Consider the following 25,245-nt stretch of genomic DNA (forward strand, 5'->3'; position numbering starts at 1 on the left):
CCGCTCCCACGGTTTTGTAGTGCCCTTGCGATGGCGCTTGACCTTGCCCGCATGGCAAGGTTGATCCTGTAGGTCATCTCTACAGGGAGTAAGACCGATGTCCGATTCCACCACCTTCGATCTGCCGATATCCGGCATGACCTGCGCCAGTTGCGCCGGACGTGTCGAGCGTGCGTTGAGCAAAGTTGTCGGTGCCGGTGCCGTCAGCGTCAACCTGGCCACCGAGCAAGCCCGCGTCCAGGCCCCCCGCGACAGTTTGCCGGCACTCATGGAAGCCGTGCAGCAAGCTGGATACAGCGTGCCCACACACAGCCTCGAATTGAGCATCGGCGGTATGACCTGCGCCTCGTGTGTCGGTCGGGTCGAACGTGCCTTGAATAAAATCGCCGGGGTGAACAGCATCAGTGTCAACCTGGCCAACGAACGCGCGCACCTCGAACTGCTCGGTCAGATCGATCCGCAGGTGTTGATCGATGCGGTCAGCAAGGCCGGTTACACCGCCAGCGTCTGGCAAGCCGAGCAATCCACCGATAACGATCAAGTGCAGCGTCTGCGCCGTGAGCGCTGGCGCCTGCTGCTGGCAATTGTGCTGGCCTTGCCACTGGTGCTGCCAATGCTGGTGCAGCCGTTCGGCCTGCACTGGATGCTCCCGGCCTGGGCGCAGTTTGCGTTGGCGACCCCAGTGCAATTCATCTTCGGTGCACGCTTTTATGTCGCCGCGTGGAAGGCTGTTCGCGCGGGCACTGGCAATATGGACCTGCTGGTGGCCCTGGGCACCAGCGCCGGTTATGGCTTGAGCATTTATCTGTGGGCCACCGTCAGCGCCGGCAGCATGCCGCATCTTTATTTCGAAGCTTCGGCGGTGGTGATTGCGCTGGTGTTGCTCGGCAAATACCTTGAGAGCCGCGCCAAACGTCAGACCGCCAGCGCCATTCGCGCTCTTGAAGCCTTGCGGCCGGAGCGAGCGATTCAGGTGATCGACGGTCGCGAACAGGACGTTGCCATCGGCGCGTTGCGCCTCGGTGACCTGGTGCTGGTCAAACCCGGTGAGCGCTTCCCGGTGGACGGTGAAGTCATCGAAGGCCAGAGCCATGCCGACGAAGCACTGATCAGCGGTGAAAGCCTGCCCGTGCCGAAACAACCCGGCGACAAAGTCACTGGCGGTGCGATCAACGGCGAAGGCCGGCTGCTGGTTCGGACTCAAGCGCTTGGCGCAGAAACCGTGTTGGCGCGAATTATCCGTCTGGTCGAAGACGCCCAGGCCGGCAAGGCACCGATTCAAAAGCTGGTGGATAAAGTCAGTCAGGTCTTCGTGCCGGCGGTGCTGGTAATCGCCCTGGCCACCCTGGTCGGCTGGTGGCTGTACGGCGCACCGCTGGAAACGGCGGTGATCAACGCGGTCGCTGTGCTGGTGATCGCCTGCCCTTGCGCCCTCGGCCTGGCAACACCAACCGCGATCATGGCCGGTACCGGCGTGGCCGCGCGCCACGGCATTCTGATCAAGGACGCCGAAGCACTGGAACGCGCCCATGAAGTCAGCGTGGTGGTGTTCGACAAGACCGGCACACTGACGTCCGGCACGCCGCGCATCGCTCACTTGAGTGCCATCGATGGCAACGAAGCGACCCTGCTGCAACAGGCCGGCGCCCTGCAACGTGGCAGCGAGCACCCACTGGCCAAAGCCGTGCTGGACGCCTGCGCCGAGCGTGACTTGCCGGTGGCTGATGTCAGCGACAGCCAGTCACTGACCGGTCGCGGCATTGCCGGCACGCTGGACGCTCGCCACTTGGCGCTGGGTAATCGCCGTCTGCTGGAAGAAAGCGGCTTGAGCGCCGGTCTCTTGAGCGACTCCGCGAATGCCTGGGAAGCCGAGGGTCGAACCTTGTCATGGTTGATCGAACAAAGCCCCGAGCCGCAGGTGCTCGGCCTGTTCGCCTTTGGCGACACCCTCAAGCCTGGCGCGCTGCAAGCGATTGAGGAATTGAACACGCAACACATCGGCAGTCACCTGCTGACGGGTGACAACCGTGGCAGCGCCCGAGTGGTTGCACAAGCACTGGGCATCAGCAACGTACACGCCGAAGTGCTGCCGGCTGAAAAAGCCTCGACCGTCACTGAGCTGAAAAAGACCGGCGTGGTGGCGATGGTCGGCGACGGCATCAACGACGCTCCGGCGCTGGCGGCAGCAGATATCGGCATCGCCATGGGCGGCGGCACCGACGTGGCGATGCACGCAGCAGGGATCACCTTGATGCGCGGCGACCCTCGCCTGGTGCCGGCGGCGCTGGAGATCAGCCGCAAAACCTATGCGAAGATCCGCCAGAACCTGTTCTGGGCCTTCGTCTACAACCTGATCGGAATTCCGCTGGCAGCCTTCGGCTTGCTCAACCCGGTGATCGCCGGTGCGGCGATGGCCTTGTCCAGCGTCAGCGTGGTGAGCAATGCTTTACTGCTCAAGACCTGGAAGCCGAAAGACCTGGAGGACGTTGAATGAACATCGGTCAAGCAGCCAGACACAGCGGCCTGAGCGCCAAGATGATTCGCTATTACGAGTCGATTGGCCTGCTCAAGGCAGCGCATCGCACTGACAGCGGCTACCGCGTCTATGGCGACGACGACCTGCACAGCCTGGCGTTCATCAAGCGTTCACGCGATCTCGGGTTTTCCCTGGAAGAGGTCGGCAAACTGCTAACCCTCTGGCAGGATCGCCAACGGGCCAGCGCCGACGTCAAGGCACTGGCCCGTCAGCACATCGACGAGCTGAACCAGAAAATCCGCGAACTCGGCCAGTTGCGCGACACCCTGCAGGATCTGGTGGAACATTGTCAGGGCGATCACCGCCCGGACTGCCCGATTCTCAAGGAACTGGCGTCGGGCTGCTGCGCCGAGCCCGCTCGCCCCTGATCGCCAACACCTTCAGCACCAGCAAGGAGCTGAGGGGGATCCCGTGAAACAGCAGCACCACCGCGCCGGGTGCCCACACGTTATAGAACGGCGCGGCGATCAACATGCCGACGCCGAACCCGGTCATTTGCAGCAAGGTCAGAAAGCTGAAAATCGGCAGGCGCAGGCTGTCCGGCTCACGCTGCAAGCGCGACATCAGCCCGACCTCGGAAAAGCCATCCCCCAGGCCCGCCGGCAACGCAAACAGCAGCAAGCCGTAGAGGCTCTGTTGCTGGAACATCAGGATGAAGCCGCTGGACATCAACAACACGCCGAAAAAGAATCGCCGCTCCAGGTTTGAGTTTTCCGACCCTGGCAAACGGCTGGCAATCCGCGCGCCGATCAACTTGCCACACGCCCACACCGCCAGCATCAGGCCCAGCGTAGTGCTGGCCGACTCGGGTGTCAGCAGTTTGGAAATAATCGGGAAACCCACATTGTGCGCGGCACTGCCGAGGGTGTCGGCCATCGCCAACGCGAGCATCGCAGCGATGACTGGCGAGCTGCGCAGGCCTTGGCGTAGCGCGCTCCATTCGTCACGTTTGTGGGTTGGCTCGGCATTCGGTGCAGGTCTGGAGAACCGTAACGGCACAATGAATAGTGCCGCCAACAGATAAGTGACGACGTTCAGTGCAAACACCGTTTCGAAGCCGAAACCAGCTACCAACAGCCCGGACACCAGACTCCCGCCAACCATCGCTGCGGACGACGCCGAAGTGATCCAGGCATTGGTCTTGAGCAGTTGCTCCCCGGCGATCATGTGCGGCAACTGACTGTTGAGGCCGATGGCGAACATCGAGTTACCGAGCCCCAGACCGAAAGCGATCACCGGTAATAACAGCACTTGCTGCGACACCGGCAATACCAGCAACAGGCCTAACAGCCCGGCACGCAGCAGGTCGAAGGCTATCAACGGTAAGCGCCCGCCCCAGCGGCGATAAAACGTCGTACCGATCAAACTGGCAAAAAACCCACCGGCCACGCGGCTGGCAAGAAAGATCCCGACGCTCATGGCGCTGTTGCCGAGCATATAAACGTAAGTGGCCAGCGCCACCATATTGAGAAACGCACCGAAGTCCGAGACCAGTCGCGCAGCGATGATCAGTTGGGCGTTGCGGGTGGACTGGTGGGGCGTGGGATCGGTGTTCACAATCGTCCTTGAGTGGGTAGCGTTCTGCCTCGGGCTTCCTTCGGATTCGCAGTCACCCACGCCATCCTCTCATCCCTGCTGCTGTCGATACTCGGTGGTGGTCATACCGGCATAGCCCCAGTTATCGGTGTCGATCTCTTCGATCACGATGTGGGTCAGGTCTGGCCGTTTCCCGAGGACTCGTTGCAGGGTATCGGTGATTTCGGCGATGACCTGGGCTTTCTGTTCCTTGGTGGCACCGTCGCGGGTAATACGCACGCTTACGAAAGGCATGATGGTTCTCCAGTCATGAAATGAAAAGCTATTCAACGCTTACCACTTGCCGCTGCGTATTCCATTTTCGACAGTCAATACCCGAGCGGTGATGGATTTGACGCAGATCAAGTAAAGCACCGCATGGCAGTGATCACACTGACGACTGCGACTGTCCGATCATCGAACACTTATTGCCGTCTTGCGAGGCTTGCCGCTCAGCTTCAATTGACCAAATTAACCAGCTGGTACAATTTATCTCCACAGGCGGGTCACCCTCTACCCACGCCCACAATAACAATGGAGAACGCCCTGATGTCCCCTATCGTTCTGGTGCTCAACGGCCCGAACCTGAACCTGCTCGGCAGCCGTGAGCCGGCGACGTATGGCCACGAAACCCTGGCCGACATCTCTGCCTTGTGCGGGCGCGCTGGCGAAGAATTCGGCCTGGCGGTGGAGTTTCGCCAGACCAACCACGAGGGCGAATTGCTCGACTGGATTCACTCGGCACGCGGTCGTTGTGCCGGAATCGTGATCAACCCGGCGGCCTGGACGCACACGTCGGTAGCGATCCGTGACGCGCTGATCGCCAGCGAGTTACCGGTGATCGAAGTACACCTGTCCAATGTGCATGCTCGCGAACCGTTCCGTCACCACTCGTTCGTGTCGGCCATCGCCACCGCAGTCCTCTGCGGATTCGGCAGCCACGGCTATCGCCTGGCGCTGGAGCATTTCAGTCAACGCTTGAAGGGATGAGCCACATGTCGCAGAACAACACAGTACTCGCAGGACTCATCGGCGCCGGTATCCAGGCGTCTCGAACCCCGGCGCTGCATGAGCGCGAGGGGGATGCCCAAGGCCTGCGCTACCTTTATCGGTTGATCGACCTAGATCAACTGAAACTCGACAGCGGCGCCCTCCCCGATCTGCTGATGTCGGCGGAACGGATGAACTTTACCGGTCTGAACATCACCTTTCCGTGCAAGCAGGCGATCATCCCGCTGCTTGACGAACTCTCACCGGAAGCCCGAGGCATCGGTGCAGTCAACACCGTGGTGCTCAAGGACGGAAAACGCATTGGGCACAACACCGACTGCCTCGGTTTCGCCGAAGGTTTTCGCCGTGGCTTGAAGGATGCTGCCCGCGAGCGCGTCGTCCAAATGGGCGCTGGTGGTGCGGGGGCTGCAGTGGCCCACGCACTGTTGAGCGAAGGCGTGCAGCAATTGAGTATTTTCGATGTGGACGTCAGCCGCGCGCAAAGCCTTGCGAATAACCTCAATCAGCATTTTGGCAGCGGCCGGGCCTGTGCCGGCAGCGATCTGCCGAGTGCGTTGGCGCAGGCCGATGGGCTGGTCAACACCACGCCGATGGGCATGGCCAAACTGCCCGGCATGCCAGTGCCGGTGGAGTTGCTGCGGGCTGAGTTGTGGGTTGCGGAGATTGTTTACTTTCCACTGGAAACCGAACTGCTACGCAACGCCCGTGCCTTGGGTTGCCGTACCCTGGATGGCGGCAACATGGCTGTGTTTCAGGCGGTAAAGGCCTTTGAGTTGTTCAGCGGCGTGGCGCCGGATGCGCAGCGGATGCTCGCGCACTTTCAAAGCATGAATGGTTGAACAGCATCGCAGGCAAGTTGATCGTTCCCACGCTCTGCGTGGGAATGCAGCCCGTGACGCTCTGCGTCACCATCAAGAACGGACGCGGAGCGTCCAGTGAGGCATTCCCACGCAGAGCGTGGGAACGATCTGCTTTCTGCAGACGGTGAGCTTCAGGCCTGCAAATAACGCAGTACTGACTCGCAGATCATCTCGCGATGACGCTGCTTGATCGCCTCATCCGGCAAGTCGATCTGAAAAATCTCGCCAAAGGTATGACGGTTCGACACCCGGTAAAAACAGAACGAACTGATCAGCAAATGCACGTCCAGCGGGTCCAGCCCGCTTCGGAATACGCCCTCCTCGGCACCACGCTGCAGAATCACGCCCAGCGAATCGAGGATCGTATTATTCATTGCCTTGATCGCTTCGGACTGCTTCACGTACTCGGCGTTGTGAATGTTCTCGATGCAGACGATGCGCACAAAATCGACGTTGCGGTCATGGTGATCGAAAGTGAACTCCACCAGCCGCCGGATCGCCTCGCGCGGTTCCAGCTCAGCCAGGTGCAGGCGACTTTCAGTGCTGCGGATGTCGCCGTAAAGCTTCTCCAGCACCTCGACGTAGAGCTGTTCCTTGCTACCGAAGTAGTAATAGATCATCCGTTTCGAGGTGTGGATACGCTCGGCGATCGCATCGACACGAGCACCGGACAGGCCCTGCTGGACGAACTCGACAATAGCTTCTTGAAGAATGTTCTCGCGGGTCTTTTCCGGGTTGTTCTTGCGACTCTTGCGCGGCTCGATCAAGGGTTCGTCGGGCGCGACGGTGAGTTCTGTGGTCATTCTCATTCCGGGCTCAAGGCCATCACTGCACAGCTGCCGATTATGGGCCGCACGCTGCAGTGAAGGAAGCTTCGCCACGGCCGTTTACCCCCTGCGTTTACCAATTCCCTACAACTTGGCGTGCCGCACACCCCCGCTGCGTGATTTCGCCATCGCCGCCAGGCGCACCGCGACGTTGGCCGCACCATATCCCGCATAACCGTTTTTGCGCTGGATAATTTCGAAGAAGAAGCGCCCCTCAAAGGGCTCGGTGTACACATGAAACAGCTCACCGCCCTGAGCGTCGCGGTCATACAGCACGTTGTAATAGGCGAGTTTGCTGAGGAACTCGTCATCGAAATCAAAGCGTGCAGCGAGGTCATCGTAATAATTGAGCGGGATGTCCAGCAGCGGTACGCCGGCCTCTTTGGCGCGACTGACTTCAGCGAACATATCGTCGCAATCAAAAGCAATGTGATGCACACCGGAGCCGCGATAACTGGACAAGGCGTGAGAGATGGCGGTGTTGCGGTTCTCGGAAATGTTCAGCGGCAAACGGATCGAACTGCATCGGCTGCGCAGCGCGCGGCTTTTCACCAGGCCGTAAGGGTCAGGCAACACCACTTCATCGTCGGCTTCGAAATCCAGCAGGCTCTTGTAGAACAGCACCCAACTGTCGAGGCTGTCCGCCGGCAACGCCATCGCCATGTGGTCGATCCTTTTCAGTCCTCCACCGGCGGCGGCCGTCGGATGCAGCCGGAAGTCGGTGCCGTAGACATCGGTGTGTTCATCTACCAGATAAATCAGGCTGCCATCCGGCGCACGGACCGCCGCCAGTTCCAGTTCATTGGGGCCGACCAGCCCGCGATAGGGTTGCCCTTTGTACGCCACGGCTCGGGCCAGCGCACTGGCGCTGTCCTTGACCCGCACTGCGGTCGCGCACAATGACGGCCCGTGCGCTTCAAAAAAGCTGTGGGCAAACGAATAGGGTTCAGAGTTGAGGATCAGATTGATATCGCCCTGGCGCAGCAACGTGACGTTCTTGGAGCGGTGCTCACCGGCCTTGACGAAACCCAGTCGCTCCAGCCAATGCGAGAGTTTGGCGCCAAGACTTTCGTCCACCGCGAACTCGAGAAACTCGATGCCGTCGTACTCACTGGCCGGCGGTGTGGCAAACAAAATGTCGAGGTTCGGTGTTGGCGTCGCTTGTTGCTGCAAACGCGCTCGGGTCTTCTCCTCCAGATACAGCAAGGAGCGTAGGCCATCGGCGGCATTGGCCCGTGGTGGCGCGGCGCGGAATCCGTCGTTGAAAACTTCCAGTGACAGCGGCCCGGTGTAACCGCTCTGGATAATCGGCGCGAGAAAACCCGGCAGATCGAACTCGCCCTGTCCAGGGAAGCAACGAAAATGTCGGCTCCACTCCAGCACGTCCATCGCCAGGATCGGCGCGTCGGCCATTTGCACAAAGAAAATCTTCTCGCCGGGAATGTCCGCGATCGCCCGAGGATCCCCCTTGAGCGACAAGGTATGAAAGCTGTCCAACAACACGCCCAGACTCGAATGATCCGCCTGGCGGACGATGTTCCAGACCTGTTGATAAGTGTTCACATGCCGGCCCCAGGCCAGCGCCTCATAACCGATCCGCAAGCCACGAGCCCCGGCGCGCTCGGCCAGCAGTCGCAAGTCATCGACCAGAATCTGCTCATCGCCAACGCTGTCGGCCGAGGCATTGCTGCACACCAGCACCAGGTCGGTGCCCAGTTCCTGCATCAGGTCGAACTTGCGCTCGGCGCGTTCGAGGTTGCGCGGCAGACGGTCGCGGCGACAGCCTTCGAAATCACGAAAGGGTTGAAACAGGGTGATGGCGATGCCGAGGTCAGCGCACATCTGTTTGATTTCACGCGGGCTGCCGTCGTAGTACAGCAGGTCATTCTCGAAAATTTCCACCCCATCGAAACCCGCAGCGGCAATGGCTTCGAGTTTTTCCGGCAGGGTACCGCTCAAGGAAACGGTGGCAATGGAACGCTGCATGTTTCGACTCCCGGTGGTGGGCGGTTTTTTGTTAGAGATGTCGCAGGTTTTTCGTAGCGGTTGGCATAGCCAGCGGCCACGAGCGATCGCGTTTAACTTGAGGCAAATTATTGGCTGCACGAATGATCTGAGCAATTCAAAGTGTACCAACCGGTTAGTTTACTGTGCGATTATCGAACACAATGGCGGTTGGCGAATTGACGATTTTTCGCTCACTGCGCACCATCGACAGCACATCGAGTCCGGTCATCAACCACCGGTCGAAGTGACCAAAGACCCAGAACACACCATAAAAAATTCAAAAATCGGGTACACGCTCATGCTTGCATTCAACGCCTTGCTCCGTTGCTCTCTCCTTTCCCCGTGCCTGGCGCCTGACCGCCAACCGCCTTCGAACCTTTCTGGCGCCCGCGACCGAACCCGGCCCGCATGCTGAACACGCGCTTTGGTTGCCTCAGCCAACACTGAGCCAACACAAACACTCAGCCGATCAATCATTGTTTTCACCCTGCGCATCTGCGCACCCCGACGATTGATCACGCGCCCATGAAGTCCCGACGAGCCTTGCTTGTCAGTTATTGAACGGATGGCACAGATGATTCCTTCTCAGAGTTCTCACACGGAAAGCGCCCGCGTGGTCCCGGCCATGGGCGTCGCGACTGGCGGCATCGGCGACAAGATCCGCGGCGCCATGGCGGTCGGCAAAACCCGCTGGGGCATGCTGGCGCTGGTGTTTTTCGCCACCACCCTGAACTACATTGACCGCGCCGCGCTGGGCGTCATGCAGCCGATCCTGGCCAAGGAAATGAGCTGGACGGCGATGGATTACGCCAACATCAACTTCTGGTTCCAGGTCGGTTACGCCGTCGGCTTCGTGCTGCAAGGCCGGCTGATCGACCGGATCGGCGTGAAGCGCGTGTTCTTCTGCGCGGTGCTGCTCTGGAGCCTGGCGACCGGCGCCCATGGTCTGGCGACCTCGGCCCTGGGCTTTATGGTCTGCCGCTTTATTCTCGGGCTGACCGAAGCCGCCAACTACCCGGCCTGCGTGAAGACCACCCGACTGTGGTTCCCTGCCGGTGAGCGCGCCGTGGCCACTGGCATCTTCAATGCCGGGACCAACGTCGGCGCGATGTTCACGCCGATGCTGCTGCCGCTGATCCTCCACGCCTGGGGCTGGCAAGCCGCGTTCCTGTGCATGTCGGCACTGGGCGGGATCTGGCTGCTGTTCTGGGGCTTGAAGTACTTCAACCCGGAAGATCACCCGTCGGTGAAGCAATCGGAACTGGACTACATCCAACAGGAAGTCGAACCGGAACAGGCACGCGTGCCGTTCTCGCGGATCCTGCGGATGCGTGGCACCTGGGCCTTCGCCCTCGCCTACTCAATGACCGCGCCGGTGTTCTGGTTCTACCTGTACTGGCTGCCGCCGTTCCTCAACCAGCAATACAACCTGGGGATCAACGTCACGCAGATGGGTATCCCGCTGATCATCATCTATATGACGGCCGACTTCGGCAGTGTCGGCGGCGGCATTCTGTCCTCGTTCCTGATCGGCCGTGGGGTCAACCCGATCAAGGCCCGGTTAATGTCGATGCTGCTGTTCGCCTGCTGCATCATCGGCGTGATCATGGCCGCCGGCGCCAGCAACCTGTGGGTCGCGGTGTTTGCCATCTCGCTGGCCATCGGCGCGCACCAGGCCTGGACTGCGAACATCTGGAGCCTGGTGATGGACTACACGCCCAAGCACATGATGAGCACGGTGTTCGGTTTCGGCGGCATGTGCGCCGCCATTGGCGGGATGTTCATGACCCAGTTGGTCGGGCACATTCTGACCATCACCAATAACAACTACACCGTGCTGTTCACCATGATTCCGGCGATGTACTTCATTGCGCTGATCTGGCTGTACTTCATGGCACCGCGCAAGATTCCGAACCTCGAAGACTGACGCTTCCTCTTTCGCAGGCCTGGTTTCAGGCCTGCGTTTTTTTGTTTGCACGGTTGCCGATTTCGTCCCTCTTTTTTCCTTCCACGGAGCTCATACCATGTCTCTGGGTAACCTGAGCATCGCCAAACGTGCGCTGATCAGCTTCGGCCTAATCGCCCTGCTGGTGTTGTTGCAAGGACTGTTTGCCCTCAAGCAGGTGGCCGAAGTACGCGCCACCGGCCAGCACACCGAAAACGTCTCCCTGCCCAGCACACGCTACCTGGGGGAAATCCGCGACTACATTCTGAGCATTCGCGTGCTCAGCCTGCGCATGGCGCTCAACCGCGAGCCCAAAGTACTCGATGCCACTATCGCTCGCCTGCACCAGGTGGAAGGCTGGCTTGAGCAAACGCTGACCAAGTTCGCGCCCCTGGTCGACGACTACAACCGCCTGCAGTACGAAACCTTTGTCAGCACTGTAAAGAGCTACCGACAGGCGCTGGATCAATACGAAGAACTGTCCCGGCAAAACCGCAGCGAGGAAATGAGCGCGCTGCTCAACGGAAAAATCCAGGATTACTCGACCCAGACCGGCGATCAGTTCACCGAGCTGATGAACCTCACCGCCAGCGAAGTCAGTCAATCGGCCAGCCATGCCGACGGGCTTTACGCCCAGGTAAAAATGACCGTGATCGGCGCACTGATCGCTGTTGCCCTGCTGACCTCATGCCTGGCCTGGCTGCTGATCCGCAGCATCGTCATGCCCATCCGCCAGGCTGTGCGTGTAGCCGAGCAGGTCGCTGACGGTGACCTGAGTGCGCCGATCAAGAGCCAGGGGCCCGATGAAACCGCGCGCCTGCTCAGGGCCCTGGCCAGCATGCAGAACAGCTTGCGCGACACCCTGCAGTTGATCAGCGATACGTCGAACCAACTGAACGGTGCGGCGCAGCAGATGAGCCAGAACACCGGGCTGGACTCCAATCGCTTGCAACAGCAGCACAACGAAATCGAGCAGGCCGCCACGGCAGTCAACGAAATGACTGTCGCCGTCGAAGAAGTGGCGCGCAACGCGGTCTCGACCTCGGACACCACGCGCCAGTCGACAATAGAGGCCACTCAGGGGCAGGCGCGGGTTATCGAGACCCTCGATTCGATCCAGGCCATGAGTGCCGAAGTCGGCACCGCCCTGCAACAGGTTCAGACCTTGGCCGAACAATCTCGGGAAATCGGTAAAGTACTGGACGTCATCCGCGCCATCGCCGAACAAACCAACCTGCTGGCCCTCAACGCCGCCATCGAGGCCGCAAGAGCCGGGGAAGCCGGGCGCGGTTTTGCCGTGGTCGCCGATGAAGTGCGAGCCCTGGCCCATCGCACCCAGCAGTCGACGCGGGAAATCGAGCAGATGATCGCCCGGGTTCAGGGCGACACCGACAGTGTGGTGCTGTCGATGCACGGCAACAGCCAGCGTGTGGCCCAGACCTTGTCGATCGCCGAACAGGCCGGTGTGGCCCTGACGCAAATCACCTGCGCCATGGAGCAAATCCACGAGCGCAACCTGGTGATCGCCAGCGCCTCGGAAGAACAGGCACAAGTGGCCCGGGAGGTAGATCGCAACTTGCTGAACATCCGCGACCTGTCGCTGGCAAGCGCCGATGCGTCGACCCAGACTAGCGCCACCAGTCGGGAATTGTCGCAATTGGCGGCCGGTTTGCAGAACCTGGTGGTGCGTTTCAGGTTTTGAGCAAAATCAGCCTCTGCGCTGTTGCCAGGCTGCCGCCAGACCGCTGAGGCAAATGATCGCGATGCCGATCACCGTGGTCAGGCTTGGCGTGTGGGAAAACAGCAACCAACCCAGCAGTCCGGCAAACACGATCTGACAGTAACCAAAAGGTGCCAGCAGTGCCGGCGCCGCATGCCGAAACGCCTGAGTCAGCAGCAGATGAGCTGTCATCCCGCAGCCGCCCAGCGCCAGCATCAACAGACCGTGGGTAAAACTCGGCACTTGCCAGAACATCGGCACCAGCGCGCTCATGACCAGGGTGTTGCACAAACCGGCAAAGAAGTTGCTGGTGGTCGGGCTGTCGACCTCGCTGAGTTTGCGCGTCAGCAGTTGGTAAAAGCAGAAGAACAACGCCGAGCAGAACGGCAGCAACACCGCCGGGGTGAACAAATCACCGCCCGGGTGGACGATGATCAACACGCCGATAAACCCGCACATCACCGCCAGCCATTGCCCACGCGTCACCCGCTCACCGAGCAAGGGCACCGACAACGCAGTCACCAGCACCGGTGCAAGAAAGTTGACCGCCGTGGCTTCCGCCAAGGGAATGAACAACAAGCCCGTAGTGAACAACAAGCTGGTCCCGAGCAAGCACAATGCCCGCAGCAATTGCAGCAACGGCCGCTTGGTGCGCAGGACGCGCAAGCCGGATTGCGGCAGAAAAATCCCGGCCATCAGCAACGTGTGAACCAGATACCGCGCCCACACCACCATGATCACCGGATAGAAACCCGACAGGTATTTGGACAGAGCGTCGTGAGTGGAAAACAGAAAGGTCGCAACAACGATCAGCAGGATGCCTTTGAAGGGCTGATTGATACCGGAAAGCGGAGTGCTCGATACAGCCTGGGAATGCGGCTGGCCCATAGTCCCGGCACTGCTCAACCCGATGCGAAGTGGCGAACTCACAGTGCAATCCTCTGGTGATGATTGTCAGGACATCGAATTCCAATAATTTAGAACTTGATTCCAGTTTCTCACACAAGAAAACACCAATAGTGTTCGAACAGCGCACAGTTTCTACATGAAGATGGTGATCAGTTGAACAACTCCGACGCCTGACTCGCCGCCGACAACTCCTGGGCAAACTGCAACAACAGCGGCGCCAGTTCATGCAATCGAGACTCGGGCAGCCGCGCACTCGGTCCGGCGACACTGAGCACACCGACCACCCGCCCATTCACCGAATGGCGCACCACGGCGGCGATTGCCGAGGTGCCGACCGCCGAACTCTCCTGAACCCAGGCATAGCCGCGTTCGCGGGCCAGGCGCAGGCGTTCGAGCAATTCGATAGTGGAACGTGGCGCATTCGGTCCCAGGTCCGGCGGTACATCGGTGGCTTGGCGCTCCACCAGCGACAAGGCCTCTGCGTCGCTCATACTCGCTAGCCACGCATGGCCGGAGGCGGTGTAGAACAACGGTGCATCGCGGCCCATGTCCGGGTCATAACGCAAGCCCGAGCGCGCACCCTGGGACTTGGCGATCCAGGTCTGACGCTCGTGTTCAATCACCCCCAATCGCACCAACTCTCCGGTTTCCTGGGCCAACCGATCCAGCACCGGCTGGACGATATCCGCGCCGCTGCTCGACAGGTAACGAAAACTCATGGCAACCAGTTTGGTCGACAGGTGATACCGCAGGTTGTCCGGATTCTGCCGCACGTAACCCAACCGGATCAGCTCGGCGAGCAAGCGGTGAGTGGCACTTTTCGGGATTTCCAGCTGCTCGGCCAACACCTGCATCGGCAGGCCTCGCGGGTCGCTGGTAAGACTTTCCAGCACACTGAAGACGCGTTCGATTTGACTGCCGGCCATGGTGGGATTCCAGACGAAATTTGGCCGATTCTAGAAGACAAGCGGATGAATGCAAAATGTGGAACTGCGGTGTTCAGCCGTGACCGGCGAGGGAACCAAACAGCCCACGTGATGCCTGAAACGTTCGCCGAAGTTCGTCTGCCGCCATCGGTTTTGCAGGTGAATGCCATACTGCCTTTTATTCGGCATAGTCTGAGCATCAACCTGGCGCCTATCCCACTCACCAGCAACACTCATCACCACGCGTAAACAGAGGATTCCCACATGCTATGGAAAAAAGGCCGCCGCAGTGACAACGTGGTCGATGCACGCGGTGAGGATGCTGGCGCTGGTGGTGACGGCGATTTCGCCCACGGCACCTCAGCGCAACGGGTTCGCTGGTTCAAGACCGGCTTCGCCCAGGGCCAGGTCAGTCAATGCGACACCTTCGCGACGAAGAGCCTGTAAATGCGCGCGCGCTGGCTGCTGGTATTCGCACTGTTATTAGGCAGCGCCAACCTGCTGGCTGCCGAGCATGGGGTCAAGGTCATCAGCCCTGGTCGCCTGAACATGGGCGACTCCGAACTGGCGGTTGGCATAAGCCAGTCATCACCGCAAATCCAGCGTGTACTGATCGTGATTCACGGGCGCTTGCGCAACGCCGAAACCTACCGCCAGAGCGCGGAAAGAGCCGCCGAGCAGGCCGGACAAAGCGCAACCACCCTGGTGATCGCGCCGCAGTTTCTCAATGAGAGCGACAGCGCGCGCCATCAACTGCCTGACAGCCTGCTGCACTGGCACGGCAATGACTGGATGGCCGGCGAGTTGTCCATCGGGCCGAATCCACTGAGCTCCTTTGCGGTGCTCGACAAGATTCTGGAACGCCTGAGCGATCGCCAGCAGTTTCCAACCCTGAAAGAAATCGTCATCGCCGGCCACTCCGGTGGCGCACAAGTGGTGCAACGTTATGCACTGCTCGGCCACGATCAGCCAGCACTGCAAAGTGCAGGCGTCAGCGTGCGCTACGTGATCGCCAACCCGTCGTCGTATGCGTATTTCGATGCACAGCGGCCGGTGCCATTCGATGCCACGCGTTGCCCCGACTTCAATGACTGGAAGTACGGACTGCTGAAACTGCCGGACTACGCCAATGGGCAAACGGCGCAACAACTGGAGCAAGGTTACGTCCAGCGCAATATCACCTATTTGCTCGGTCAGCGAGACACCAACCCGCATCATCCGGCACTCGACAGAAGCTGCGCTGCCGAAACGCAAGGCGCGTATCGGCTGATTCGTGGGCATCGCTACTTTGACTACTTGCAGCAGCGTCATCCCGAAGGGTTGAATCAGCGGCTGATCGAGGTGCCCGGCGTCGGGCATAACGGGGACAAGATGTTCACCTCGCCCGAGGGGCAGAAGGCGTTGTTTCAGTAGTTGGAAGTATGTCGCCTGATATGACCCCATCGCGAGCAGGCTCGCTCCCACATTGATCGCATAACACCTGTGGGAGCGAGCCTGCTCGCGATAGCGGTTAACCAGACAACAAATATCTCAAGCCGACAACATCTGCCGTAGCTGCACACAATCCTGCGCATGCCAATCGGCCAATTCCGGCCATGGATTCTCCGGCATATTCACCAGCACCGTCCGTGCCCCGGCTGCGCGCCCGCAATCCAGGTCGAAGCGATAATCGCCGACCATCACCAGCTCGCTCGGCGCCACATCCCAGGCCTCGGCCAGTTTCAGCAGACCACCTGGATGCGGTTTGGGCGGTGCTTCATCTCGCCCCAGCACGTCCTCCACCGCAAAGCAGTCAGCCAGGCCGATCGCCTCAAGCGTGACATGGGCCAGCTCGCGCGCATTGCGGGTGAGAATGCCGAGCCGATAGCCGCGCCCGGCCAGCTCACGCACCAGTTCCACCGCACCGGGTGCCGGTTTGGAACCCAGCGCCAAGTCCCGTTCATGTTCCAGCAACCACGCGTGTTTCGCTGCGGCTTCATCGGCCGGCAGCGCTGCGAGGTGGGTGAGGATGTCGTGTTCAGCGGGAATCGCCAGCGCCTGGCGAATCGCCACGAAATCGTGCACGGCAACAGTCAGCGTGCCGTCCATGTCGAACACCCAATGCCGTACCTCCGAGAGACTCATGCCCAATCCTTGCGATGACGAATCAGGCCTTCCTGAGTGACCGACGCCACCAGTTTGCCGGCGCGGTTGAACACACTGCCGCGTGAGAAGCCGCGAGAATTGCCAGCCCATGGACTGTCCATGGCGTACAGCAACCAGTCATCGGCGCGCAGGTCGGCATGGAACCACAAGGCGTGATCGAGGCTGGCGACTTGCATGTCTTTCTGCCAGACCGACTTGCCGTGCGGCAACATCGATGTGGTCAGCAAACCGAAATCGGAGGCATACGCCAGCAGGTATTTATGCAGCGCTGGCGAGTCGGCCAACGCACCGTCGGCGCGAAACCAGACGTACTTGATCGGGTCGGCCGGTTGCGGGTTATACGGGTCTTTCTCAGTGACCGGGCGGACTTCGATCGGCTTGGGGCACAGCAGCTTTTCGCGCATGTGCTCGGGAATCAAATGCGCGCGCTGCTGGGTGATTTCCAGCTCCGACGGCAGGTTTTCCGGGCCGACCACTTGCGGCATCGCGGTCTGGTGTTCAAAGCCTTCTTCGTCGTACTGGAACGACGCGCTGCACGTGAAGATCGGGTTGCCCTTCTGGATCGCCGTCACGCGGCGGGTGCTGAAGCTCCCCCCATCGCGCACCCGATCCACCTGATAGACCACCGGCAAACCGGCATCGCCCGGACGCAGGAAATAACCGTGCATCGAATGCACATGGCGCGCTTCTTCAACCGTCTGGCTGGCCGCAGAAAGGGACTGGCCCAACACCTGGCCGCCGAACAGCTGACGAAAACCCAGGTCCTGACTGCGACCGCGAAACAGGTTTTCTTCGATCGGTTCCAGGGTCAGCAAGTCGACCAGATCATCCAACACATGGCTCATTCAGACTCTCCTCACACAGAGCATTGCCGCGCAGTCTTGGCTGCGGCGGTCGATTCAGATAGTGGCCAGGGCCAACCATGAGCCCATTGTAAACATCCCCGCCAGCTTATCCATGCAAGGTTTCCAACCATTGTTCGCGGGTAATGCGGTACAGCACATGGCGGCGCAGCGGATGATCAGTCGCCAATTTTGGGTGTTCGAAATCCGCTGCCGGGTCGTGATGCATGCCAATGGCTTGCATGACTTTCTGCGAAGGCAGGTTGGCTTCGGTGGTAAACGCCACGACTTCGTCCAGCGCCAAACGGTCAAAGCCGCATCGTAGAGCGGTCCAGGCCGCTTCACTGGCGTACCCCAGCCCCCAGTGCTCACGGGCCAGACGCCAGCCGATTTCGGTGGCCGGGGTGAAAGAAGCCTCGAAGCCGACCACCGCCAATCCGGTAAAACCGACGAACGCGCCGGTGTCCTTGCGCTCCAGCGCCCAGAGGCCGAAGCCATGTTCAGCGAAATGACCACGGATTCGCCCGATCAATGCCGCACTTTCCAGGCGGCTCAAGGGTGCCGGAAAGTAGCGCATGACCTGCGGGTCGGCGCACATCGCCGCAAACGCCGGCAAATCCTCATCGCGCCATTGGCGCATCAGCAGCCGCGCGCTCTCGAGTTGCAGTATCGGCTCCATCGTTCCCCCTCCGTTCCCCTGCAAACAAGTCTACATCGCTGGTAGGATCCTTCACTCATTCACTCCATGAAATCGCCATGTCGCTGCCGCTGATTTACCACGAAGACTACAGCCCCGAATTCCCGGCGGAACATCGCTTTCCCATGGACAAGTTTCGACTGCTACGCGATCACCTGGTGGACAGTGGCCTGACCGCCGATCACCAGTTACTGCGCCCGGAAATCTGCCCGACCGAGATTCTCGCCCTCGCCCATGACCCTGCGTACATTGAACGCTATATGAGCGGCGAGTTGTCCCGCGAAGACCAGCGGCGGCTCGGTCTGCCGTGGAACGAAGCGCTGGCCCGACGCACGGTGCGCGCAGTCGGCGGTTCATTGTTGGCCGCAGAGCTGGCGCTGGAACACGGCATGGCCTGCCATCTGGCCGGCGGCACGCATCACGCCCATTACGATCACCCGGCCGGTTTCTGCATCTTCAATGACCTGGCGGTGATCAGCCATTACCTGCTGGAAAGCGGCCGGGTCGGTCGGGTACTGATCTTCGATTGCGACGTGCACCAAGGCGATGGGACTGCACGCATACTGGAACATACCCCGGATGCGGTGACGGTTTCCCTTCATTGCGAAAAGAACTTTCCCGCACGCAAAGCCACAAGCGATTGGGACATTCCGCTACCCATGGGCATGGGCGATCAGGACTACTTGAACGTGGTCGATGACGCGCTGAATTACCTGCTGCCGCTCTATCAGCCCGACCTGGTGCTGTATGACGCCGGTGTCGATGTGCATAAAGACGACGCGCTGGGCTACCTGAAACTGAGCGATGAAGGCGTCGCCGCCCGCGACGAAAGCGTACTGCGCCATTGCCTGGGGCGCGACATTCCGGTGGTCGGAGTGATCGGCGGCGGCTACAGCAAGGACCGCAAGGCTCTGGCGCGACGCCATGGCATCCTCCATCACAGCGCACAACGGGTCTGGCAGTCATCAGGTTGTCACTGAGGTGTGGATGCTTTACCCACAATGCCTGTGGAACGGCCTGTGGATAACCTGAGCGAAAGGGCCTGCAGGCTATAGCGCGTATAGCCTGCAGCTCATTGACTGTTTTTTGATCAACCAAAAACACCCCCCGTAGGAGCTGCCGCTGGCTGCGATCTTTTGATCTTGAGCTCCCGCGACCGACGAAACGTCAAAAGATCGCAGGCTTCGCCAGCTCCTACGAACCGGCGCAGGGCTGCCAAGGGCTGCACTCCTGATAGAATGCCCGCCCTATTCCGCCGAACCGCAGCTCACGCCATGACCCAGCCCTCCGCCAACCGCCCTCACCACGTCGCCATCATCGGCGGCGGCCCTGCCGGCCTGATGGCCGCCGAGGTGCTGAGCCAGGCCGGGGTCAAGGTCGACCTGTACGACGGCATGCCCTCGGTGGGTCGCAAATTCCTGCTGGCCGGCGTCGGCGGCATGAACATTACCCATTCCGAAGCCTACCCGGCATTTCTGGCGCGATATGCCGAGCGCGCTCCGCACATTGCCCCGTTGCTGCGCGAATTCGGCGCCGAAGCCTTGTGCCAGTGGATTCATGGTTTGGGTATCGAAACGTTCATCGGCAGCTCGGGCCGTGTGTTTCCTACCGACATGAAGGCCGCCCCGCTACTGCGCGCCTGGCTCAAACGCCTGCGCGATGCCGGCGTCGTTATCCACACCCGCCATCGTTGGCTGGGCTGGAACGCCGATGGCAGCCTGCGTATCGATAGCCCTGACGGAGAGAAGGCGATCAGCGCCGATGCACTGTTATTGGCGCTGGGTGGCGGCAGTTGGTCCCGTTTGGGTTCGGATGGCGCCTGGATGCTGCCGCTGGAACAACGCGGAGTTGCCCTGGCGCCACTGCAACCGAGCAATTGTGGTTTCGAGGTGAAGGCCTGGAGCGAGCTGATGGTCAGCAAATTCGCCGGGGCCCCGCTGAAAAATATCGCCATCGGCCTCAACGATGATGTACCGCGACTCGGCGAATGCGTGATCACTGCGACCGGCATCGAAGGCAGTTTGATTTATGCGTTGTCGGCGCCGATCCGTGAAGCCATCAATCAGACCGGCTCGGCAACCATTCACCTCGACCTGCTGCCCGGCAGGCCTGTGGATAAAATCCAGTCGGCGCTGAGCAAACCTCGCGGTTCACGCTCCATGGCCAAACACTTGCACAGCCAGCTCGGCCTCGACGGAGTCAAAGCGGCACTGTTGCGCGAATTGACACCGGCCGAATGCTTCACTGACCCGCTTTTGCTGGCCAACGCGATCAAGGCCTTGCCCTTGACGCTGGTCAACACCCGCCCATTGGACGAAGCCATCAGCAGCGCCGGTGGCGTGACGTTCGAGGCAATGAATGAAAAGCTGATGCTCAAGCAACTGCCTGGCGTGTTCTGCGCAGGGGAAATGCTCGATTGGGAAGCGCCAACGGGCGGCTATCTACTGACCGCGTGTTTCGCCAGTGGGCGAGCAGCGGGGCTGGGGATGATGGAATGGCTGAAACACAGAAGCTGATCGTTCCCACGCTCTGCGTGGGAATGCAGCCCGTGACGCTCCGCGTCACTTCAAGAGCGGACGCAGAGCGTCCGGTGAAGCATTCCCACGCGGAGCGTGGGAACGATCGTCAAACTGTCTGCGTGGGAGCGATCATTGTCGGGGGGGCTTAAGGCTTACGCTTACGCGGCCCAGTATTGAACACCGGCACTTTTCGCACAGGCTTGATCGAAGGTTCCGGCGCTGAAGCATCACCGCTTTCCACCCACTTGCCGAGGTTGCGTTTGCCGCCACCGGAGACTTTGGGCTTCTTCGGCTTTTTCGGTTTCTTGACCACCTGACCGCTGGCATCGGTGTCCGGCACGCGGTGCTCAGGCTCGAAGTCTTGCTCCATATGACGGGTCAAAGTCTGACGCGTCAGCATCTCGATGGCCGACAGCTGATTCACTTCATCGGCACACACCAGCGAAATCGCCTCGCCGGTCGCGCCTGCACGGCCGGTGCGACCGATACGGTGGATGTAATCCTCGGCAACGATCGGCAGGTCGAAGTTCACCACCAGTGGCAAGTCCTCGATATCCAGACCACGGGCCGCGACGTCGGTGGCCACCAGAATCTGCACTTCGCTGGCCTTGAAACGGTCCAGTGCGCGCTGGCGTGTAGCTTGTGGTTTATCGCCGTGAATACCGTCGGCATTCACGCTCAGGCCCTGGAGTTTTTCCACCAACTGGTCAACGCCGTTGCGGGTCTTGGCAAACACCAGCACCTGCTTCCAGCGATTCTTGCGCAGCAAGTGGATGAACAACTCGGCCTTGCGCTTCTTGTCGACTGTGACCACCCATTGCTTGACCGTATTGGCGGCAACGTTACGCGGGCTGACTTCGATACTCAGCGGATCATTGAGCATTTTCCCGGCCAACTCGCGAATCGCATCGGAGAAGGTCGCGGAGAACAGCAGCGTCTGACGCTTTTTCGGCAGCGCCTTGTAAATGTTTGCCAGTTCTTCGGAGAAACCCAGATCCAGCATGCGGTCGGCTTCGTCCAGCACCAGGGTTTGCAACTGGTTGAACTTCAGCGCGTTCTGGCGGAACAGGTCCAGCAGGCGACCAGGCGTGGCGACCAGCAGGTCGACGCCTTTGCGCAGCTTCATCATTTGCGGGTTGATGCTGACACCGCCGTACACCGCGTAGGTGCTCAGCGGCAGGTTCTCGGCATACTGACGCACGCTTTCATGAACCTGCTCAGCCAGTTCGCGGGTTGGCACCAGGATCAGCGCGCGTACCGAGTTGCTGGTGACTTTCGGCCCTTCCATGGCCAGCAACTGCAACAGCGGCACGGCGAAACCGGCGGTCTTGCCGGTGCCGGTCTGGGCCGCAGCCATCAGGTCGCGACCGGCCAGCACCGCCGGAATGGCTTGCGTCTGCACCGGGGTCGGGGTCTGGTAACCGAGCGTCTCAAGGGCGCGCAGCAAGGGTTCGATCAGGCCAAGAGTGGCGAAAGTCATGGGAATACCGTAGGAAAAATCAGCGCGAGTGTGCAATGGCGCGCAGTTTACCCTAATTCACACGGGATTCTGTCGGCACCAGGACAGCAGGCCGCTGAGGAGCACGTCGCCACTGCGGCAGACTGATCAACACCACGGCACTGATGATCACCGCCATCGCCAAAGCTTCTTCAATACCGATGCTTTCTCCGGCAAAAACGATCCCCAACAATACCGCCACTGCCGGGTTGACGTAGGCATAACTGGTGGCCGCCGCCGGGCGGACGTTTTTCAGCAGGTACATATAGGCGTTGAAGGCAACGATCGAGCCGAACACCACTAGGTACATCATTGCGACCCACCCCTCGAGAGGCGGCAAGCTTTGCAGCTGTTCGCCAGTCAGCGCGCTGCCGATCAACAACACCACGCCGCCGACCAGCATTTGCGCCGCACTGGACATCGCGCCCTCAGGCAATGGCAAATGTTTGCTCCACACCGAACCAAACGCCCAGGCCGCCGCTGCACCAATCAGCAGCGCAGCCCCCAAAGGGCTCGACTGCAGATTGGAGCCCAGATTGAGCATGGCGATACCAATCAGCCCCAGCACGATCCCGGCCCACTCCAGACGGGTATTACGCGTGCCCCAGAAATACCCGCAGAGCAAGGTGAACAACGGCACTGTCGCCACCGCCAAGGCCGCAACACCAGAGGCCACGCCCGTGTGCTCGGCCATGCTGACCGCGCCGTTGCCAAAACTGAGCAACAAAATCCCGATCAGCCCCGCCGCCTTCCATTGCGGCCAAGTCGGTGCTGGCACACCGCGCCAGCGCAGGAAGGCGTACATCAGCGTCCCGCCGACAATAAAACGAATGCCGCCCAGCATCAGCGGCGGCCAGTACTGCACGCCGATGCGAATCACCAGGTAGGTCGATCCCCAGATCACGTATAACGCGAAAAAGGCACCCATCAGTGGTAATGGAAAACGGCGTAGGCCTGGCATGGGACGCTCGAAGGTAGGACAAGGAGAGCGTTATTTTAGAAAGCCGATGAACGGAACTTAAGTTACAAAACCTGTTTATAAGGCCAGTACACTTTTCAAAGATCGCAGGCTGCGATCTTTTGACTTTAAAAACCGCGATGGCGCTTGAGGTGTTCGTTGATCTTCGCCGCCGGTACTTTCTGCAAGCTGCACAGCAGATCATGCGACAACTCGCGCAAGCCGTGTTTCTGCCGCAGTTCTTGCGCCAGATGCGCGGTGAGGTTGGCGGCCATTTCGGCGTCGGCCATGGCCCGGTGAGCCTGGCCGGTGTGGGGCAATTGGGCGAAGGTGGTGAGGGTGCCGAGTTTGTGGTTCGGCGCGGCCGGCATCAGGCGCCGGGCGAGTAATAGCGAACAGGCAAAATTCTGCAAGCGTGTGCGCTTGATCCGCCCCAGCTCAAAGTCCCAGAACTTCTGATCAAAAGCGGCGTTGTGGGCCAGCAGCGGCGTGATACCGACGAATTCGTTGACCTCATTCATCACCTGCTCGGCCGAGGGTGCCGTGCGCAGCATGGCGTTGCTGATACCGGTCAGTTGCTCGATGAAGGCCGGGATGCGCACGCCGGCGTTCATCAGGCTTTGGTAACGGTCGACAATGCGCCCCTGTTCAAGAATCACCACGGCAATTTCCGTGGCCCGGCACGTGCTGCTCGGAGAGATTCCAGTGGTTTCAAAGTCAATGACGGCTATGCGTTCCAAACCTGTTCCTTGGGTTCAATAATCAGTTTTTAAGCAACAACGCGCCTTCGATCGGCACGTAACGGCTGGCCGCGCGAATCAGCGAATTGGCGGTGAGCCCCGGCACGCCATAGGCGACCGCTTCGACACCGTGCTTGGCGATGATCCGCTCCAGCAACATGTCGAAATCACCGTCCCCCGAGGCCAGCACCACTTCGTCGACGTGATCGGCGGCATCCATGATGTCGAGGGTGATGCCCACGTCCCAGTCGCCCTTGGCCGAGCCGTCGCTGCGCTGGATGTAGGGCTTGAGCTTCACAATGAAGCCGAGGTTGCGCAGGATCTGCTGGAATTGCTGTTGCTTGCTGTCGCCGCGATCGATGGCGTAGGCATAGGCCTCGACGATCTGCCCGCGCTGACTGACGTCAGCCCAGAGGGCGGCGTAGTTGAAATGACAACCGTAGGCCTGGCGCACGGTGTAATAGAGGTTTTGGACATCGGCGAACACCGCGATCTTCTTCACCGCAAATCCTCATGGCGCGCACAAGCGCAGGCGATTGATCAGACCCAAGGTCCGAAAAGTCGCCCAGTATGCCAGTCAGAAGGATTTTTCCGCGAATAATCAGTCCGGGGCACGACAAGGCCCCGGACGAATGGCGTATCAGACGAAGGAATCGTCGTCATCGCCAAACAACGATGTGTCGTCATCGTTGTAGTCGGTGTCGGCCAATCCGCCCTGGTCGTTGTTGCTCCAGGAGTCGTTGTTGGCCAGGCGCTCGTTGTCATTCACTTGAGCTGGTTCTTCCTTGATGACTTCAACGATTTGCTGCGGCTGCTGCTGGTTGCTGTGAAACAGGCTGCTGATGCCCTCTGCCAGCATCACGCCACCCGCTACGCCGGCTGCGGTTTTCAAGGCGCCACCGAGGAAGCTGCTGCCGGCTGCCGGAGCCTGTTGCTGAGGTGCCGCGTAGTTCTGTTGTGGTGCACCAAAGTTTTGCTGTGGGGCGCCAAAGCCCTGCTGTGGCGCGCCATAGTTTTGTGGCGGTGGCGCAGAAGGCCGCGCCGGTTCACGCCAGCCGCCGCTCGACGCTGGAGCGCTCTGGGCGGGTGCAGGCTGTGGATCACGGGAGCCGCCGAAGATGCTCGACAGGAAACCACCGCCGCTGTTGCTTGGCGCCGGTGCCGCGGCCTGGGCCCTGGCTTGTTGCAGTTCGGCTTGCAGCTGCTGAATTTGCTGGGTGAGCTGTTTGTTTTGCTCGTCGAGGCTCTTGATCGCCGCCTCTTGCACCAGAATCGCCTGAGTCATGAAATAGCCCGCTGCTGGCTGGCGGCTCAGGTGCTCCTTGATCCGCGCCTCGGCCAGAGCATCGCGCGGGGCTGAATCCGTTTCGGCCTGTTGCAGCCGTGAAAACAGTCCATCGATCAGGGTTTGTTCTTCGCTGTTCATGGCGACCTCATAGATTGCCGGAAAATCATGGCCCTTTTCCCTTATGGATAAGGTGCCCACTAGTTATGGGGCTGTTACTGATTGTTTCAATAGCCTTTACCGAA

At 60.3% G+C, this 25,245-nt stretch carries 23 protein-coding genes and 1 pseudogene; 10 read left to right on the forward strand and 14 right to left on the reverse strand.

What is annotated here, in order from left to right; all coding sequences use genetic code 11:
• Window positions 1–97 precede the first annotated feature (97 nt).
• Both BK658_RS23930 and cueR read left to right on the forward strand, forming a co-directional pair.
• Complete coding sequence (locus BK658_RS23930; RefSeq protein ID WP_123584463.1) at window positions 98–2,494, forward strand: heavy metal translocating P-type ATPase; 2,397 nt, start codon at window positions 98–100, stop codon at window positions 2,492–2,494.
• Window positions 2,491–2,904 carry a Cu(I)-responsive transcriptional regulator gene (gene cueR, locus BK658_RS23935; RefSeq protein ID WP_123584464.1) on the forward strand — a complete coding sequence of 138 codons (414 nt, stop codon included), beginning with the start codon at window positions 2,491–2,493 and terminating at the stop codon, window positions 2,902–2,904. The genes BK658_RS23930 and cueR overlap by 4 nt, the downstream gene beginning before the upstream one ends.
• On the opposite strand, the gene BK658_RS23940 is transcribed toward cueR, so the two are convergent.
• Both BK658_RS23940 and BK658_RS23945 read right to left on the reverse strand, forming a co-directional pair.
• A complete protein-coding gene (locus tag BK658_RS23940) occupies window positions 2,858–4,093 on the reverse strand; it encodes an MFS transporter (RefSeq protein ID WP_123584465.1) in 1,236 nt (411 codons plus the stop codon). The genes cueR and BK658_RS23940 overlap by 47 nt on opposite strands.
• Before the next feature lie 69 nt (window positions 4,094–4,162).
• Window positions 4,163–4,366 (reverse strand): tautomerase family protein, encoded by a 204-nt coding sequence (locus BK658_RS23945; RefSeq protein ID WP_123584466.1) that lies wholly within the window; start codon window positions 4,364–4,366, stop codon window positions 4,163–4,165.
• Between the two features lie 294 nt (window positions 4,367–4,660).
• Between BK658_RS23945 and aroQ the strand changes: the two genes are divergently transcribed.
• Both aroQ and BK658_RS23955 read left to right on the forward strand, forming a co-directional pair.
• The gene (aroQ, locus tag BK658_RS23950) at window positions 4,661–5,101 is read left to right on the forward strand and encodes a type II 3-dehydroquinate dehydratase (protein WP_054594159.1); all 441 of its coding nucleotides are present in this window, start codon (window positions 4,661–4,663) and stop codon (window positions 5,099–5,101) included.
• Between the two features lie 5 nt (window positions 5,102–5,106).
• Window positions 5,107–5,961, forward strand: a complete 855-nt coding sequence (locus BK658_RS23955) for a shikimate dehydrogenase (RefSeq protein WP_054594160.1) — start codon at window positions 5,107–5,109, stop codon at window positions 5,959–5,961.
• A 152-nt stretch (window positions 5,962–6,113) separates the two neighbouring features.
• On the opposite strand, the gene BK658_RS23960 is transcribed toward BK658_RS23955, so the two are convergent.
• Entirely contained in the window at window positions 6,114–6,791 is a 678-nt protein-coding gene (locus BK658_RS23960) for a TetR/AcrR family transcriptional regulator (RefSeq protein ID WP_123584467.1), read from the reverse strand.
• A 102-nt stretch (window positions 6,792–6,893) separates the two neighbouring features.
• The gene (gene quiC / locus BK658_RS23965; RefSeq protein ID WP_123584468.1) at window positions 6,894–8,795 is read right to left on the reverse strand and encodes a 3-dehydroshikimate dehydratase QuiC; all 1,902 of its coding nucleotides are present in this window, start codon (window positions 8,793–8,795) and stop codon (window positions 6,894–6,896) included.
• 646 nt (window positions 8,796–9,441) lie between these two features.
• On the opposite strand from quiC, the gene BK658_RS23970 reads away from it, so the two are divergent.
• A complete protein-coding gene (locus tag BK658_RS23970) occupies window positions 9,442–10,743 on the forward strand; it encodes an MFS transporter (RefSeq protein ID WP_259740129.1) in 1,302 nt (433 codons plus the stop codon).
• Window positions 10,744–10,840: 97 nt separating this feature from the next.
• Entirely contained in the window at window positions 10,841–12,463 is a 1,623-nt protein-coding gene (locus BK658_RS23975; protein WP_123584470.1) for a methyl-accepting chemotaxis protein, read from the forward strand.
• A gap of 6 nt (window positions 12,464–12,469) precedes the next feature.
• On the opposite strand, the gene BK658_RS23980 is transcribed toward BK658_RS23975, so the two are convergent.
• Window positions 12,470–13,369, reverse strand: coding sequence for a DMT family transporter (locus BK658_RS23980; protein ID WP_123584471.1), 900 nt, complete (start codon window positions 13,367–13,369; stop codon window positions 12,470–12,472).
• Window positions 13,370–13,539: 170 nt separating this feature from the next.
• Window positions 13,540–14,316 carry an IclR family transcriptional regulator gene (locus BK658_RS23985; RefSeq protein ID WP_123584472.1) on the reverse strand — a complete coding sequence of 259 codons (777 nt, stop codon included), beginning with the start codon at window positions 14,314–14,316 and terminating at the stop codon, window positions 13,540–13,542.
• 345 nt (window positions 14,317–14,661) lie between these two features.
• Here BK658_RS23985 and BK658_RS23990 point away from each other — a divergent pair.
• A pseudogene (locus tag BK658_RS23990) lies at window positions 14,662–14,763 on the forward strand (neutral zinc metallopeptidase); the annotation flags it as partial.
• Complete coding sequence (locus BK658_RS23995) at window positions 14,764–15,729, forward strand: alpha/beta hydrolase (protein WP_123584473.1); 966 nt, start codon at window positions 14,764–14,766, stop codon at window positions 15,727–15,729.
• A 117-nt stretch (window positions 15,730–15,846) separates the two neighbouring features.
• Here BK658_RS23995 and BK658_RS24000 read toward each other — a convergent pair whose 3' ends face one another.
• The 3 genes from BK658_RS24000 to BK658_RS24010 form a co-directional block, all read right to left on the reverse strand.
• The gene (locus BK658_RS24000) at window positions 15,847–16,440 is read right to left on the reverse strand and encodes an HAD family hydrolase (RefSeq protein ID WP_123584474.1); all 594 of its coding nucleotides are present in this window, start codon (window positions 16,438–16,440) and stop codon (window positions 15,847–15,849) included.
• Window positions 16,437–17,306 carry an acyl-CoA thioesterase II gene (gene tesB, locus BK658_RS24005; protein WP_123584475.1) on the reverse strand — a complete coding sequence of 290 codons (870 nt, stop codon included), beginning with the start codon at window positions 17,304–17,306 and terminating at the stop codon, window positions 16,437–16,439. The genes BK658_RS24000 and tesB overlap by 4 nt, the downstream gene beginning before the upstream one ends.
• A gap of 106 nt (window positions 17,307–17,412) precedes the next feature.
• Window positions 17,413–17,982 carry a GNAT family N-acetyltransferase gene (locus tag BK658_RS24010; protein WP_123584476.1) on the reverse strand — a complete coding sequence of 190 codons (570 nt, stop codon included), beginning with the start codon at window positions 17,980–17,982 and terminating at the stop codon, window positions 17,413–17,415.
• A gap of 77 nt (window positions 17,983–18,059) precedes the next feature.
• Between BK658_RS24010 and BK658_RS24015 the strand changes: the two genes are divergently transcribed.
• A complete protein-coding gene (locus BK658_RS24015) occupies window positions 18,060–18,980 on the forward strand; it encodes a histone deacetylase family protein (RefSeq protein ID WP_123584477.1) in 921 nt (306 codons plus the stop codon).
• Window positions 18,981–19,274: 294 nt separating this feature from the next.
• Entirely contained in the window at window positions 19,275–20,516 is a 1,242-nt protein-coding gene (locus tag BK658_RS24020; RefSeq protein ID WP_185019889.1) for a TIGR03862 family flavoprotein, read from the forward strand.
• A gap of 148 nt (window positions 20,517–20,664) precedes the next feature.
• On the opposite strand, the gene BK658_RS24030 is transcribed toward BK658_RS24020, so the two are convergent.
• The 5 genes from BK658_RS24030 to BK658_RS24050 form a co-directional block, all read right to left on the reverse strand.
• Window positions 20,665–21,999: an RNA helicase RhlE1 gene (locus BK658_RS24030; RefSeq protein WP_019691560.1), complete on the reverse strand. Its 1,335-nt coding sequence runs from the start codon at window positions 21,997–21,999 to the stop codon at window positions 20,665–20,667.
• A gap of 52 nt (window positions 22,000–22,051) precedes the next feature.
• Window positions 22,052–22,978, reverse strand: a complete 927-nt coding sequence (gene yedA, locus BK658_RS24035; protein WP_123584479.1) for a drug/metabolite exporter YedA — start codon at window positions 22,976–22,978, stop codon at window positions 22,052–22,054.
• Between the two features lie 125 nt (window positions 22,979–23,103).
• Window positions 23,104–23,715, reverse strand: a complete 612-nt coding sequence (locus BK658_RS24040; protein WP_123584480.1) for a 3'-5' exonuclease — start codon at window positions 23,713–23,715, stop codon at window positions 23,104–23,106.
• Between the two features lie 22 nt (window positions 23,716–23,737).
• The gene (locus tag BK658_RS24045) at window positions 23,738–24,217 is read right to left on the reverse strand and encodes a LabA-like NYN domain-containing protein (RefSeq protein WP_019691557.1); all 480 of its coding nucleotides are present in this window, start codon (window positions 24,215–24,217) and stop codon (window positions 23,738–23,740) included.
• Window positions 24,218–24,355: 138 nt separating this feature from the next.
• A complete protein-coding gene (locus tag BK658_RS24050) occupies window positions 24,356–25,141 on the reverse strand; it encodes a DUF2076 domain-containing protein (RefSeq protein WP_123584481.1) in 786 nt (261 codons plus the stop codon).
• Window positions 25,142–25,245 lie beyond the last annotated feature (104 nt).

This window comes from Pseudomonas brassicacearum, from assembly GCF_003732175.1.
In the GTDB taxonomy this organism is placed as follows: domain Bacteria; phylum Pseudomonadota; class Gammaproteobacteria; order Pseudomonadales; family Pseudomonadaceae; genus Aquipseudomonas; species Aquipseudomonas brassicacearum_G.

What these genes read in the sequence shown, in the direction of transcription:
- BK658_RS24000 (WP_123584474.1), bottom strand. Translation starts at nt 16,440, where the DNA reads ATGAGTCTCTCGGAGGTACGGCATTGGGTGTTCGACATGGACGGCACG.
- BK658_RS24050 (WP_123584481.1), bottom strand. Translation starts at nt 25,141, where the DNA reads ATGAACAGCGAAGAACAAACCCTGATCGATGGACTGTTTTCACGGCTG.
- BK658_RS23975 (WP_123584470.1), top strand. Translation starts at nt 10,841, where the DNA reads ATGTCTCTGGGTAACCTGAGCATCGCCAAACGTGCGCTGATCAGCTTC.
- BK658_RS23980 (WP_123584471.1), bottom strand. Translation starts at nt 13,369, where the DNA reads ATGGGCCAGCCGCATTCCCAGGCTGTATCGAGCACTCCGCTTTCCGGT.
- BK658_RS24020 (WP_185019889.1), top strand. Translation starts at nt 19,275, where the DNA reads ATGACCCAGCCCTCCGCCAACCGCCCTCACCACGTCGCCATCATCGGC.
- quiC (WP_123584468.1), bottom strand. Translation starts at nt 8,795, where the DNA reads ATGCAGCGTTCCATTGCCACCGTTTCCTTGAGCGGTACCCTGCCGGAA.
- BK658_RS24010 (WP_123584476.1), bottom strand. Translation starts at nt 17,982, where the DNA reads ATGGAGCCGATACTGCAACTCGAGAGCGCGCGGCTGCTGATGCGCCAA.
- yedA (WP_123584479.1), bottom strand. Translation starts at nt 22,978, where the DNA reads ATGCCAGGCCTACGCCGTTTTCCATTACCACTGATGGGTGCCTTTTTC.
- BK658_RS23960 (WP_123584467.1), bottom strand. Translation starts at nt 6,791, where the DNA reads ATGAGAATGACCACAGAACTCACCGTCGCGCCCGACGAACCCTTGATC.
- BK658_RS24030 (WP_019691560.1), bottom strand. Translation starts at nt 21,999, where the DNA reads ATGACTTTCGCCACTCTTGGCCTGATCGAACCCTTGCTGCGCGCCCTT.
- BK658_RS24015 (WP_123584477.1), top strand. Translation starts at nt 18,060, where the DNA reads ATGTCGCTGCCGCTGATTTACCACGAAGACTACAGCCCCGAATTCCCG.
- BK658_RS23970 (WP_259740129.1), top strand. Translation starts at nt 9,442, where the DNA reads ATGGGCGTCGCGACTGGCGGCATCGGCGACAAGATCCGCGGCGCCATG.
- tesB (WP_123584475.1), bottom strand. Translation starts at nt 17,306, where the DNA reads ATGAGCCATGTGTTGGATGATCTGGTCGACTTGCTGACCCTGGAACCG.
- BK658_RS23930 (WP_123584463.1), top strand. Translation starts at nt 98, where the DNA reads ATGTCCGATTCCACCACCTTCGATCTGCCGATATCCGGCATGACCTGC.
- aroQ (WP_054594159.1), top strand. Translation starts at nt 4,661, where the DNA reads ATGTCCCCTATCGTTCTGGTGCTCAACGGCCCGAACCTGAACCTGCTC.
- BK658_RS23985 (WP_123584472.1), bottom strand. Translation starts at nt 14,316, where the DNA reads ATGGCCGGCAGTCAAATCGAACGCGTCTTCAGTGTGCTGGAAAGTCTT.
- cueR (WP_123584464.1), top strand. Translation starts at nt 2,491, where the DNA reads ATGAACATCGGTCAAGCAGCCAGACACAGCGGCCTGAGCGCCAAGATG.
- BK658_RS23995 (WP_123584473.1), top strand. Translation starts at nt 14,764, where the DNA reads ATGCGCGCGCGCTGGCTGCTGGTATTCGCACTGTTATTAGGCAGCGCC.
- BK658_RS23955 (WP_054594160.1), top strand. Translation starts at nt 5,107, where the DNA reads ATGTCGCAGAACAACACAGTACTCGCAGGACTCATCGGCGCCGGTATC.
- BK658_RS23945 (WP_123584466.1), bottom strand. Translation starts at nt 4,366, where the DNA reads ATGCCTTTCGTAAGCGTGCGTATTACCCGCGACGGTGCCACCAAGGAA.